The organism is Paraburkholderia sp. RAU2J (genome assembly GCF_003634845.1).
In the GTDB taxonomy this organism is placed as follows: domain Bacteria; phylum Pseudomonadota; class Gammaproteobacteria; order Burkholderiales; family Burkholderiaceae; genus Paraburkholderia; species Paraburkholderia fynbosensis.
Genome location: NZ_RBXG01000003.1, coordinates 361,216 through 373,284, shown reverse-complemented (window position 1 = coordinate 373,284; position 12,069 = coordinate 361,216). Strand labels below are relative to the sequence as shown.

The 12,069-nt window shown below is 59.7% G+C and carries 11 protein-coding genes and 1 pseudogene; 5 read left to right on the top strand and 7 right to left on the bottom strand.

Translation table 11 applies throughout. The features are described 5' to 3' along the window. Positions 1-48 precede the first annotated feature (48 nt). The 4 genes from B0G69_RS33130 to B0G69_RS40830 all read right to left on the bottom strand — a co-directional run bounded on the left by B0G69_RS33130 (position 49) and on the right by B0G69_RS40830 (position 3,831). Positions 49-918: a branched-chain amino acid ABC transporter permease gene (locus B0G69_RS33130; protein WP_121324374.1), complete on the bottom strand. Its 870-nt coding sequence runs from the start codon at positions 916-918 to the stop codon at positions 49-51. A gap of 169 nt (positions 919-1,087) precedes the next feature. Continuing rightward, a complete protein-coding gene (locus tag B0G69_RS33125) occupies positions 1,088-2,344 on the bottom strand; it encodes an ABC transporter substrate-binding protein (RefSeq protein WP_121324373.1) in 1,257 nt (418 codons plus the stop codon). Positions 2,345-2,624: 280 nt separating this feature from the next. Then, positions 2,625-3,245 carry a ubiquinol-cytochrome c reductase iron-sulfur subunit gene (petA, locus tag B0G69_RS33120; RefSeq protein ID WP_121324372.1) on the bottom strand — a complete coding sequence of 207 codons (621 nt, stop codon included), beginning with the start codon at positions 3,243-3,245 and terminating at the stop codon, positions 2,625-2,627. A gap of 274 nt (positions 3,246-3,519) precedes the next feature. Further along, positions 3,520-3,831, bottom strand: coding sequence for a hypothetical protein (locus tag B0G69_RS40830; protein WP_147440810.1), 312 nt, complete (start codon positions 3,829-3,831; stop codon positions 3,520-3,522). Positions 3,832-4,091: 260 nt separating this feature from the next. Between B0G69_RS40830 and B0G69_RS33115 the strand changes: the two genes are divergently transcribed. Next, the gene (locus B0G69_RS33115) at positions 4,092-4,517 is read left to right on the top strand and encodes a MarR family winged helix-turn-helix transcriptional regulator (protein WP_121324371.1); all 426 of its coding nucleotides are present in this window, start codon (positions 4,092-4,094) and stop codon (positions 4,515-4,517) included. Between the two features lie 453 nt (positions 4,518-4,970). On the opposite strand, the gene B0G69_RS33110 is transcribed toward B0G69_RS33115, so the two are convergent. Together B0G69_RS33110 and B0G69_RS33105 are read right to left on the bottom strand one after the other, a co-directional pair. After that, positions 4,971-5,402 carry a carboxypeptidase regulatory-like domain-containing protein gene (locus tag B0G69_RS33110; protein ID WP_241991595.1) on the bottom strand — a complete coding sequence of 144 codons (432 nt, stop codon included), beginning with the start codon at positions 5,400-5,402 and terminating at the stop codon, positions 4,971-4,973. Between the two features lie 53 nt (positions 5,403-5,455). Next, positions 5,456-6,919, bottom strand: coding sequence for a trypsin-like peptidase domain-containing protein (locus tag B0G69_RS33105; protein ID WP_121324369.1), 1,464 nt, complete (start codon positions 6,917-6,919; stop codon positions 5,456-5,458). Between the two features lie 438 nt (positions 6,920-7,357). Between B0G69_RS33105 and B0G69_RS33100 the strand changes: the two genes are divergently transcribed. The 4 genes and pseudogenes from B0G69_RS33100 to B0G69_RS33085 all read left to right on the top strand — a co-directional run. After that, on the top strand, positions 7,358-8,956 hold the full coding sequence (locus tag B0G69_RS33100; RefSeq protein WP_121324368.1) for an APC family permease: 1,599 nt from the start codon (positions 7,358-7,360) through the stop codon (positions 8,954-8,956). A 172-nt stretch (positions 8,957-9,128) separates the two neighbouring features. Further along, on the top strand, positions 9,129-10,994 hold the full coding sequence (locus B0G69_RS33095; RefSeq protein WP_121324367.1) for a chloride channel protein: 1,866 nt from the start codon (positions 9,129-9,131) through the stop codon (positions 10,992-10,994). A 36-nt stretch (positions 10,995-11,030) separates the two neighbouring features. Then, positions 11,031-11,270 carry a hypothetical protein gene (locus B0G69_RS33090; protein ID WP_121324366.1) on the top strand — a complete coding sequence of 80 codons (240 nt, stop codon included), beginning with the start codon at positions 11,031-11,033 and terminating at the stop codon, positions 11,268-11,270. Positions 11,271-11,337: 67 nt separating this feature from the next. Further along, positions 11,338-11,490, top strand: a pseudogene (locus tag B0G69_RS33085) (IS6 family transposase); the annotation flags it as partial. Positions 11,491-11,603: 113 nt separating this feature from the next. Here B0G69_RS33085 and B0G69_RS33080 read toward each other — a convergent pair. Then, complete coding sequence (locus B0G69_RS33080; RefSeq protein ID WP_121324365.1) at positions 11,604-12,059, bottom strand: helix-turn-helix domain-containing protein; 456 nt, start codon at positions 12,057-12,059, stop codon at positions 11,604-11,606. Between the last annotated feature and the right edge of the window lie 10 nt (positions 12,060-12,069).

Genomic DNA, 12,069 nt, shown 5'->3' with positions numbered 1-12,069 from the left:
GCGCCACCCAGATGACGAGGGTGCGGGCCCATCGATATTGCACGTCGCTCACTGTGTTCTCCCTTCTTCGCCCAACAGCCCGCGCGGCCGTATCAGCAGCACCAGACCCATCATCACGTAGATCACAGCCTCGGTTGCTGACGGGAAGAAGACAGAGGTTACGCCCGACGCGACACCGATGAGGATGCCTCCGAGTAGCGTGCCGGGCAGACTGCCGAGACCGCCCACAATGATGGCAACGAAACTGGGCATGATGAGTGAGTCGCCGATGGTTGGTTCAAGGCCCAGCATGCCGGCCGCGAGCACGCCGGCGAGTCCCGCCAGAAAAATCCCGAGGCCAAAATTCAGACTACGCAGCATTCGCACATTGACACCCAGTGCCGATACCGTTTCCAGATCGGTGGTGCCGGCCCGGATACGCATACCGAGACGGGTTCGATTGAGAATCATGAAGAGGCCGCCTACGACTACGACGACTAGAACCACCATGAACAGCCGGTAACCTGTGAGGAAAAAGAATGTGTTGCTAAGTGGCTCATTGAGCAGGGCAGGTATCTGGTAGGGCAGCGTTTGCGGCCCCCAGATATAGCGCGTACCGTCCTGCAGCATGAAAGCCAGTCCGAACGTGAGGAGCAGGCTGTACAGCGGGTCGCGACCATAGAGCCGCCTGATCAGCACGCGCTCGATCAGAAGACCGAACATAGCGGTTAGCAGTGGCGCGATCACGAGGGCGGCCCAGAATCCGGTGTACGGAATCAGCGTATACGCCAGATAGCCGCCGATCGCGAGAAACCCGCCATGAGCGAAATTGATGACACCGCTCAGGTTAAGGATCAGGGACAGACCGAGCGCCATCAGCGCGTAGAACGCGCCGATAATGACCCCGTTGAAAACGTTAAACAGGATGAGTTGTGTCATGTTTCCGCCGGGAGCATCTCCGGGCGGCTCACACGGCAAGGCCCTGGGAGCCGCATGTTGTCGTACGGTCATTCGTTCGTTGCATGCCGTCTCTTTTAGCTGAGTGCGTGTTCTCCTGAACTGCCGGTGCCGCCTCGACGTTCCAGCTGTTTCAGTGGACGCGCCATACTCACGCCCACTTCAGATGACAGCCCTTCTCGGAGACCGGCAGCGCTGCATTGATACCTTTGACTATTGCGTCGACATGGAAAAGATCGTCCGGCGTGGGTGGGTTGGCGACAGCATGTCCGACAAACAGGTCGGGCATTAACTGGTGATCCCCGGCGCGGTAGAAGGGGGCATCTGGCATCAAGCCGACTTCGGGCGGCAATTTGAAGCCTTCCAGTGCCTTTGCAAGCCGCACGGCATCCAGGGTTTTTTCCTGATTCGCCACCAGCGCGACCGTCCACACTGAAACGTATCCGAACCAGTGGCGCGCCGTCGGCACCCGGCCAGCTTTTTTCTGGACCGCCGCGACGAAATCCGCCACATGGGGCACGTTGGGCTGATTCCAGTACCACTCGAACACCCATGTACCGGTGCGGGCCGCAGGCGGTAATCCTTCGAGCACCTCCAGTTCCTGCTGCGCGCCCGCGATATGGAAATGCTTGTCGAGACCGAACTGCACCGCCTGCTTCAGCGAATTGACCGCGTCCTGGCCCGCCGTCAGAAACAGAATGACATCCGGATTGGCGGCCTGGGCCTTGATGAGATATGAAGAATAATCGGTCGTCCCAAGAGGTGCGAGTGCAGCACCGGCTTCGGTGCCGCCGAACTTCTTCAGGCTGGCTTCGAACCCCTGCTGCAGCGTATGCCCGAACGCGTAGTCCGGTGTGATGAAAAACCATCTCTTTCCGTACTTGTCGAAGAGCACTTTGGAGACGGAATTGGTTTCCATCCGTGTCGTGTTGCATACCCGAAAGACATTCCAGTGGCAGTTTGTCCCGGTCACGGCATCGGTATGGCCGCCTGTTACGATATGCAGCGTCTTGAGTTCGTTCGATACCTGGCCGGTTGCAAGTGCCATCGCAGAATTGACGTTACCGAGCAAGAAATCCACCTTGTCGCGTTCGATCAGCTTGCGGGCTTTCTGCACCGCAGTGCCGGTATCGGCACTGGTGGAATCCTCCACAAGCAGTTGCGCAGGCCGACCGAGAATCCCACCCTTCGCATTGATCTGTTCTATCGCGAGCTCGCACCCGATCTGCTCGTTCTTGCCTAGCTCCGCATAGGTTCCCGTGAGCGGATCGTCGAGTCCGAATTTGACCGGTTCATCTCCGCGCGCCCTGATCACGAAAGGCGCCGCAACTTGCATGATGCCGACCGCAGCGGCCGCGTTGAGCACGGTCCTGCGCTGCCGGTTGCCGCTAACTGAGCGATTGATCATTTTATGTTCCCTTTTCTGGCGTTAACCGCGGCCGTTCCCGTTCGCCTCTTCTATCAGAGGTTGGGGCGCTGTTGAGTCAGGGCCACGATCGCCGCTCGTCGGGTCCCCTGTTCACGATGTGACATTTAATTTATCGATTAGTACAACCATGTTTGTAGCTGATTCGCCGGACACTATGCACGACATCGCCCGCGCTCCATATTGCAGCCCTACGGAGACGTCTTTCATGGCAGACATCGAGGCAAGCTTGCTGCACATTTCTGCTGGATGTGATGCTCAGTTATGCCTCTCCGTGCTCATCCTTCCCAATCAGTACGCTCGTGGGCGAATCGAACATATAGCGCGGCACATCCAGGTTCTGCGGCGCCGGTTTGTCTTTGAATACACGGCCTGCAAGGTCGTAGGTGGAGCCGTGACAGGGGCACAGGAACCCTCCTGGCCAGTTGTCCGGGAGATTGGCCTGCGGACCGGCCTGAAACCGCGGTCTGGGCGTACAGCCAAGGTGAGTGCAGACACCCACCACGACGAGAATGCCCTTGCGATCTGCCCGCGACCGGTATTCGTTCCTGCAGTAAGCCGGTAGCGGCATCGAGAACGGTCGCGTCGTGTCGGGATCAGCAACCATCGCGTTCGCCTTTACCACCGCAGCCAGCATTTCCTTCGTCCTGTTGACTACAAACACCGGGACACCGCGCCACGCGACGGTCATCATCCCGCCCGGCTCCAGTTTGCTGATGTCCGCAGCAACCGGGGCACCAGCCGCCCTGGCCTTTTCGGACGGGGCAAATGAATCAATGAACGGTACAAGGGTGGCAGCGCCAGCAATGCTTCCAGCAACCGATGTCGCTATCAACCACCTGCGGCGACCGTCGTCCATGCGATCCTGTGCAATTTGCGCCATCTCGTACTCCATGCATCCGCGAGCCCATATGCGTTTGAGTTCGAATCTGCGAACGCGTTCTTTGCTATCACGGGAATGTCCCTGAAGTCTGGTCGTGGGACCGATGGGGAGGCCGCGGCAGCAAGACGCGTGGGAGAGCTGTGTTCATGCAAACGACCGGATCGACAACGCACGACGTACTGACGATATTGCGCAAGACTGCGAATTCGCGTGATGCCGGAAAGGGGCTGGCCAGGGGATGACAACGCAGCCGGTTTCGCAGTCCCGCCCGGGGCTATTTGCCATCATCGTGTTGCGGCCATTCGAAGCTGTCGCCATGCAAATGTGTATGTCGTTTGTAACGATGCGTGTCGGCGTTCGGGAGCACAGGGTAGAAGGACCACACGCGGGTCGGCGATGAGGGCACGTAGGTAACATGGGCAAGAGCACCGCGTTGCGCTGTCAACCCGTTTGCCAGAATGGTTGAGCTCGCATCTAGGTGGTTTGCCATGGCAACGTCGAAGCCGTCTTCCGGACAGGCGTGCACGGCACCGCTTGCAATCGAAGTAGCAAGGATTGTCACCCAGGCGATTAGACAGTGTTTCATCCCATTTGCTCCGTTCCGGGGCCGTCCCTCACCACGTTCGCGACTCTGTGAAACACGACCTGTCCGGTGTCGGAGTGCAAAGCCTCATCCGGAACCTGTGTTCCGGAGCGGTCATCGCCGCTGCGGAGCCGTCCCCCGTGTATTGCGATGCAGGAAATCGTTCATCGGAAAGTCTTTGCGATCGGCACGATCTCCATTTATATTAGATCATCAAGTGACATACTTCCAATACTCAACGTAACTCCCAGGGAAAGCAGGCTATGGGCACCAGAACTCGCTCAAAGGATGCCGGGCTAACCAAGCAGGAACTTGAGGAACTGTCTGAGTTTCGCTATCGGTTGCGGCGCTTCCTGCATTTTTCCGAGACGATCGTCCATGCCGAGGGAATCACGCCTCTGCAGTACATGTTGCTGCTACATGTGAAGGGCTTTCCTGACCGGGACTGGGCCACTGTCGGCGAACTGGCCGAACGTCTGCAGGCGTCGCCGCACGGAACCGTTGCGCTCGTGTCCCGTTGCGAGGCTGCGGGGCTCGTCAAACGAAAGCCCAGTGCACAGGACCGCCGCCAGGTGGAAGTGCACCTGCTTGCCAAGGGCGAGCGTTGTCTCGCTAAGCTCGCGCTCTTGCACAAGTCTGAGATCCAGTCATTTGGCTGGGCATTCCGGAATAGCGCGGACTCTGCATGAACATTCCGGCGTGCCCCGGCGGGGGATGAGGCAACGACGGAACCTCCCGCGCCCGCCGCCGACAGGGCAGCGATCCTCTCGTGCGACCACTGGCCACCTTGCGTATCGCATCAGAACAGTCTCCAAACAACGCCGAAGATTCCGAGAGTGACCGCTAGCACCGCGATCGTGACGGGCAACCTCAGCACTAGAATCAGCAGTCTCCTCGGCGTGGTCGATTGTGCGGGTAACGGCTCGACCGCACTCGACGGCTGTTCTGATGTGCCTCGGCACCGCTCGGCGCGACTACCGGACTGATCCGATCGCAACTGGTTCGATGTGGATCTCGGGTTCAGTCATGGTCGCGCCGATGGTAGTGGCTGTGACCGCGCTTTCACCACTCAAATGGCTGTGGATGGCTCGCACGGGTCTCTACCCGCAATGACTGCCGCGTGACAAAAATGGTCACGTGGACTACATGGGCCACAAGAAGATCTCGCGAGTATGCGTCTCGTCGGTAACGTTCACTTGCCGATGTTCGGTCTTTCCGTTGTAGGTGGCACTCACGTTGTACCGTCCATGCGGCAACGACACGAGCATGAAAGGCCCATCTGACTGCGTGCTCAGCAGATCCTTGCCATGCGAATCGGAGATTTGCACCGGCACGTCTGCCAGATAGTCATTTCCGGCGTTCGTGCGAGCAACGAATTCGAGTGCGAGCGGGTACTTGTTCATCACGCTCTTGATCGCCGAAGACTGGTCGTTTCCGATGCCGCCGGACAGGTAGGTAATGGCACCCTGCTCGTGCGCGGGTGGAAGACCTAGTGGGGCGGCCAGTACAAGCTGGCTGCCAAAGACGGCCAGAGCGGCCACTGATGTGCGTAGCAAGATCGAGCCTGACTTCATTTCAACCCCCATCGAATACATTGAGACTAATGAGGCGTCCGGCACGGACGCGCTCACCCCAAATCAAGCGGTACAAACATCTGCTGACCGTCGCGCAGCACCAGCAATGCAATCGTATTCCGGGCGCCGCTTATTCTCTGGCGGAACTGGGCCGGGTCCGACACCGGTTCATGGTTGACTTGCAGAACAATATCGCCAGGGAGGATGCCAGCCACAGCAGCCGGTCCCGCACTCTGTTCGACGCGGACCCCGCTGGATACCTCGGCACGGTGTTTTTCATCTGGTGTCAGGCGCCGCACCATCAGGCCCAACCTGCCCGGCGTCGCGGCACCAGAACCGATCGAAGCCAGCATGGCGCCGCGCATCGCGCCGAGCACCACAACGGTTTCATGAGGGCCGTGATCACGCCAGTATTGAAGGTGCACAGACGTGCCCGGACGAAGATCCGCCACGGCGACTGGCAGTTGGGATGAGTCGTTGATGTCGGTGCCGTTAAGTTGCAGGATGATGTCGCCACTTCGCAGGCCGGATCGAGCCGCGGGACCGTTACGGTCCAGCGAGCTGATGAGTGCTCCGACTGGTTTTTTCAGACCAAAAGACTGCGCGAGCGGCCAAGTGACGTCCTGAATCGTCACACCAAGATGCCCGTGTTCTGCTCGCCCGTGAAGTAGCAATTGCTGTTCGATCCGCATCGCGGCATCGATCGGAATGGCAAACGAAATTCCCTCGAACGCGCCTTCAGGCGGTCGCGCAATCAGGGTAATGCCAATGGTCTCGCCATTCAGATTGAAGAGGGGAGCGCCTTCGTCGCCGGTGGTGGCTGTCATATCCGTCTGGATCAGCGGAATGTACGTCTCTTGTGGAAGAAGGCGCGCGGTGTTGCTGACGATGCCGGCGGTGGCCGCGTTTTTGAACCCGTATGGCGCGCCAATTGCGACGACCCATTGTCCGGACTTCATGTCGGACGGTTTGCCGATCGTTACGGTGGGCAGGCCGTTCGCATCAATTTTCAACAGTGCGATGCCACTCGGCCGATCGACGCCGACAACTGACGCCTTGAATTCACGGCGGTCAGTCAGCTTGACCTTGACCTCGCTGGCGTCGGCGACGAGACGGGCATCAGTCAGGATATAGCCGTCCGGCCGTATGATGAAACCCGAGCCGACATTGCGCGGCGGAGTGCTCGCGTCAGGGAGCGGACTGGACGGGAATTGCCTGAAAAACTGCAGGAAGGGATCGTGCTCACTCGCTGCCGGCGGCCACAGGGACTGCGCGTTGGCGATCTGTTCCTTCGGGATCGAACTGATATTGACCACAGCAGGCCCGTTCTGCTGAACGAGCGCTGAGAACTTGTTGACGAAGCCGGGGGCGGTGAGCGGCTGCGCCTTCGCGGCGACCGAAGCGAGCGCGAAGTCAGGTGCCGGCGACGGCCTGGACAATCCGGCAGAACAGCCGGCCGATGAGACCGTCATCGCGCACGCTGTCACCAGTGTCGGTATCCACTGTGCGTATGGCATGAGATCTCCCGTGAATGCAGAGCTTGCCGGCGTGACGCGCAAACGGTACGTCCGGGCGCCAGACCGGTACTTCACGATGTGACATATCCAACGTAGACTGCAAGACTTAAAGGAGTCTTAAGTGAGCGATTGGATGGACAGGAGAAAGTGACGCCGTTTGGTCGCACCCGGGCGGCGTGCATGTGTGCCGGAGTACCGGACATCTTTTGCCGACAGGAGCAATCACGCACGACCCCAGTCAATGGCGATGATCACGGTGTACTTTATCTACGCGTTGTCCCTAATCTGCTGGTGGGATTTTTTGGTCTGTGACTCCGTCAAAGCTGCCATGGAGGGACGCCTGAGCGTGCATCCGCAGAGAGGGTAAGGGCGATGCTACGTGAGGTAGCCCCGAGAGTCAGAAGGGCGCTTTGGCGCGGGAACGCACGGGAGTTCATCATGAGCACAACCTCACTCACCCTATCGGGGAAATTGCGTCGCGATGCGGGCATCGTGGGCCTCCTGTTTGCCAGTACTACCAGCATGGTTGGGTCGGGTTGGCTATTCGGTTCGTATCATGCTGCGCAAATCGCCGGTCCTTTGAGCATTGGCAGTTGGGTGCTAGGCGCAATCATCATCATGCTGATCGCGCTTTGCTTTGCCGAACTGGCCGCGCTGTTTCCGCGCAGTGGCGCGCTGGTGCACATGAGCCACGCAAGTCACGGCGAGGGTCTGGGTCGCATCTGGTGCTGGCTGCTCTTTCTGGCGTATGTGCCGGTGCCGGCGGTCGAAACGGAAGCCATCGTCACCTACGCCAACAATTACCTGCCGTACTTCATCCGGCCCGGCAACGAAGGGTTGCTGACCACGACGGGCTTCATCACCTGTGCGGCACTGTTAGGTGTTACGGCGTTGTTGAACCTGATGGTTGTCAGATGGCTGCTGAACGTCAATTCGACCATCACATGGTGGAAAATTCTCGTGCCCGTGCTGACGATCATCGGGCTGATGGCAGCCAGCTCACACTGGGGGGTGATGAGCGCGGCGCCCGGCAGCTACAAGTTTTCGGGCATGTTCACGGCGCTTCCGGCGGCGGGAATCGTGTTCAGCTATCTTGGCTTTCGCACGGCGATTGATCTTGGCGGCGAAACAGCCAATCCACACCGGAATATTCCGCTCGCGGTGATCGGCGCGGTCGTGCTGGCGGCTGCGCTCTACATCATGCTCCAGGTGGCCTTTATCTGGGCGCTCGCTCCGATCGACCTCGCGCATGGTTGGGCCAACCTGAGTTTCAAGGGTGAGATGGGACCGTTCGCCGGCCTCGCGGCAACGCTCGGGCTTGGCTGGATGGCGACATTGCTGTACATCGATGCGTATCTGTCGCCAGGTGGCACGGGCCTGATGTACGTGACCGGTGGCTCGCGCGTCCTTTTTGCCGCGGGCGAGATGAAAGCAGGACCACGCGTGCTGACGAAGCTCAATGGCAACAAGGTGCCGTGGGTGGCGGTGCTCGTGATGTGGGTGGTCGGTGCGATCTTCCTGCTGCCATTTCCTGCCTGGCAACAAATGGTCAGCTACATCACGTCGGTGACGGTACTCACCTATGGGCTCGGCCCGATCGCGCTGCTTGTGCTGCGCCGCAATCTGCCTGACCTGAAGCGGCCGTTTCGCATGGCCGGCGCGTCGATTATTGCGCCACTGGCGTTCATCTGCAGCAACCTCGTGATCTACTGGACCGGGTTCAGGACCAACTCGTTCCTTTTTTCGCTGGTCGCGATCGGTTTCGTGGCCTACGCTGTCTACTACCACCTCATTGCCCGCAAGCCGGCCGGTCAGTTCGGCTGGCGGCAGATCGCGTGGCTGCTGCCGTGGTTTGGCGGCATCTGGGTACTGTCGTGGCTCGGTAACATTGGCGGCGGACGCGACGTGATCGGCTTTGGCTGGGACATCCTCCTTGTGTCGGTCTGGAGCGTGGTCGTCATGCTGCTCGCGATGCGGTGCGCGCTAGGACATGCGGAAACTGCCATGATGATGCAGCGCATGGACGGTACAAGTTGAGGAAGCAGACATTTGAAAATGTGAGTGCACCCGGCGCATGTTGTTGATCGGTTGTTGATCGACGCGCGATGCGATCCCGGGTGACGCCTCGAAGCTGGCTGAGCCGGAAAAACTGGTCGGGAGTAAAAATGGTGAAGTGGCCGACCAGTGGCACCTCAGAGGAAAGCAAACAATGACGGGTGATTCGCACCGGCCTGATACGGCAGCAGACCAGACGCGCCATGTAAAGGTTGCGCCTCTGCAGCCGCGCGCGGTCGCACACCAGGAAGACGATTCCGTGGTCCCGATTGCGCTGTACTGGCTGTGCTTTCTCGCATTCGTCGTGGGAATCGTCACGGGATTAGGGGCCGTTGTGTTCCGGGGTTTGATCGGATTTGTGCACAACGCGTTTTTTCTCGGTCATTTTTCGTTTGTGTACGACGCCAGCCACTTTACGCCGGCGGCGCCGTGGGGCGTGTGGGTGATTCTCGTGCCCGTCGTTGGAGGTCTCGCGGTTACCTGGATCGTGAGTACCTTCGCGCCGGAAGCCAGGGGGCACGGTGTACCGGAGGTCATGGATGCGATCTATTACAAACGCGGCGTGATCCGACCGGTGGTGGCGGTTGTGAAGTCGATTGCGTCGGCGTTGGCGATCGGTTCCGGTGCCGCAGTGGGGCGCGAGGGGCCGATTATCCAGATCGGCTCGGCCCTCGGATCGACGCTTGGTCAGGTCGTACGGATGACTGCCGGACAACGCATCACACTGGTGGCCGCAGGGGCTGGTGCAGGCATTGCGGCGACCTTCAACACGCCGATTGGTGGTGTGCTCTTCGCTACTGAACTGATGATGCCGGAGATCAGTGTCAACACGTTCTTACCCGTAGCGATCGCAACCGGCACCGCGACCTTTATTGGCCGGCTCTTCTTTGGCGCGGCGCCCGCCTTCTTTGTCCCCGCGCAGCTGGGTGCGATTCCAAACCAGCCGGGCAGTGCGTTTACGCTGATTCTGTATGCGCTGCTCGGCGTCGTGGCGGGTGCGGCAGCCGCCCTGCTGATCCGTGCGCTGCATTGGGCCGAAGATGCGTTCGACCGGATACCGGGGCGTTACCTGCGCCACGCAATCGGGATGCTGATTGTCGGGTTGACCATGTATCTGCTGTTTCGCTATGCGGGGCATTATTACGTCGAAGGTGTCGGCTATTCGACTATTCAGGCCACGCTCTATGGTCAATTGCAAGGTGGCGCATTTCTGCTGATGCTGGCGTTTTGCAAGACATTGGCAACGTCCGTCAGTCTCGGGTCGGGCTCATCGGGCGGCGTATTCTCGCCGTCGCTCTTCATTGGTGCGACGCTCGGCGCGGCATTTTCGTCATTGGTTGCCATGACGCTGCCTGGCGCTCCGGTCAGCGCGCCGGCGTTCGCGATGGTCGGCATGGGCGCGATGGTAGGGGGTGGCACGGGCGCCGCGATGACTGCTGTCGCGATGATCTTTGAGATGACGCGGGACTATGACATCGTGTTGCCGATGATCATCGCGGTGGCATTCAGTCTTGGTGCGCGCCGGTTATTGTCGCCCGAAAGCATCTATACGCTCAAGCTCGTGCGGCGCGGTCATCAGATTCCCAATGCGCTTCACGCGAACATGTTTCTCGTGCAGAGCGCGGCTCAGGTGATGGAGACAGACGTTTTCGTGCTCGATGCGCAGGTACCTTTTCGCGACCTGCTTCCTCACTCGGAAGGACCTGCTTTCCGGCACGTTGTGGTCACGAAGCAGCATGAGATCTACGGCGTACTGCGCATCAACACTGGCTTGCGCCGCGCGGTCAGCCAGAGCGACTCGGAGATTACGCTTGGGGCACTGGCGCAGCGTAATTTTATTGTCGTGCAGGAGAACGATGTAGCGTTTGGTGTAATCACCCGGCTCCGCAAGCAGCGTGCGGTGATGGCGGTTGTCGTGGGGCGACACGAAGGACGAGGTCCGGCGCGCGTGCTCGGCGTGATTGCGAAAGAGCACATTGCGGATGCTGTCGCGAGTAGCATCACGATATTTCCGGGGTAGGCCGTCAGGCGCACCCCCCCGGTAGTGGAGCGTCAAGTGAGACTGGGACATCGGCTGGATGCTGCCTGCAAACGCATCGGCAAAGTGCTTCACCTCGATGCCCTGACAGGCTCGTCCGCCACGACGGAGGCCGACCCTGAATGGGTGATCATTTACCGGACTGCGCAGGGGTTCTGCTGCGTCTATCGCGGGGTGGCTATAGATTTTAGCGAGATGCTCGACGTCCAGATCTGGGCCGAAGAGATGGATGTGCAGACTTATTTCATTGGTCTCTGAAACGATTCCGCACAGGAGTATGCAGGGCGTTGTCACGTTCGCAGTGCCGGTCGACCAAGATGTCGTGATGAAGAAGACGGAATCTCTCTATCACGGTCACCGGTTCCCGGCGTCAATCATCAGCCACGCCGTTCGGCGGTATTTTCGCTTCCAGCTCAGCCTGCACGACATCGAGGAGTTGCTGTTCGAGCGCGGCGTCGTCGTCAGCCAGGAATCGATCCGCAGGGGGACGATAAGTTCGGCGCCGGCTTCGCACATCGCGCCAGGGCTGCGCGGCGCCAGCCGTCGCAACGTCTTACCAAGCTCGCGGCCAAACTGACAGTGCGCGTTCGGCTATTCCTGGCGCGTTTCTGAGCCCGACTCCGCGTCCCGGTTCGAAGGCGCGCGATCGGTACGCTTTTCGCCGAGATCGAACTGCCGTCGCGCCGATTCCATTTCCGCCATATGCGCTTCCACCCAGTCCCAGATCCCACAGATCTTGTCGAGCAGACTGCGTCCTAGCGGCGTCAACTGATAGTCGACACGAGGCGGTATCACGGGATGCACATAGCGCGTGACGAGACCGTCGCGCTCGAGTTGCCGCAAGGTCTTCGTGAGCATCTTCTGACTGACGCTTCCCACCTCATCGCGTAGCCGCGAGAAACGCATCTCGCCATGTGTGCCCAACGCGTCGATCACAAGGATCGTCCACTTGTCGGCGATCTGCTCGATGACGTTGCGCGCGAGGTCATCGGTTTTCTTCTGTGCGTTCTCGGCGGCGTGAGGGCCGTCGTAGCAATTTGTTTCCATGGGGAAAGTA

What these genes read in the sequence shown, in the direction of transcription:
- B0G69_RS33130 (WP_121324374.1), bottom strand. Translation starts at nt 918, where the DNA reads ATGACACAACTCATCCTGTTTAACGTTTTCAACGGGGTCATTATCGGC.
- B0G69_RS33125 (WP_121324373.1), bottom strand. Translation starts at nt 2,344, where the DNA reads ATGATCAATCGCTCAGTTAGCGGCAACCGGCAGCGCAGGACCGTGCTC.
- petA (WP_121324372.1), bottom strand. Translation starts at nt 3,245, where the DNA reads ATGGCGCAAATTGCACAGGATCGCATGGACGACGGTCGCCGCAGGTGG.
- B0G69_RS40830 (WP_147440810.1), bottom strand. Translation starts at nt 3,831, where the DNA reads ATGAAACACTGTCTAATCGCCTGGGTGACAATCCTTGCTACTTCGATT.
- B0G69_RS33115 (WP_121324371.1), top strand. Translation starts at nt 4,092, where the DNA reads ATGGGCACCAGAACTCGCTCAAAGGATGCCGGGCTAACCAAGCAGGAA.
- B0G69_RS33110 (WP_241991595.1), bottom strand. Translation starts at nt 5,402, where the DNA reads ATGAAGTCAGGCTCGATCTTGCTACGCACATCAGTGGCCGCTCTGGCC.
- B0G69_RS33105 (WP_121324369.1), bottom strand. Translation starts at nt 6,919, where the DNA reads ATGCCATACGCACAGTGGATACCGACACTGGTGACAGCGTGCGCGATG.
- B0G69_RS33100 (WP_121324368.1), top strand. Translation starts at nt 7,358, where the DNA reads ATGAGCACAACCTCACTCACCCTATCGGGGAAATTGCGTCGCGATGCG.
- B0G69_RS33095 (WP_121324367.1), top strand. Translation starts at nt 9,129, where the DNA reads ATGACGGGTGATTCGCACCGGCCTGATACGGCAGCAGACCAGACGCGC.
- B0G69_RS33080 (WP_121324365.1), bottom strand. Translation starts at nt 12,059, where the DNA reads ATGGAAACAAATTGCTACGACGGCCCTCACGCCGCCGAGAACGCACAG.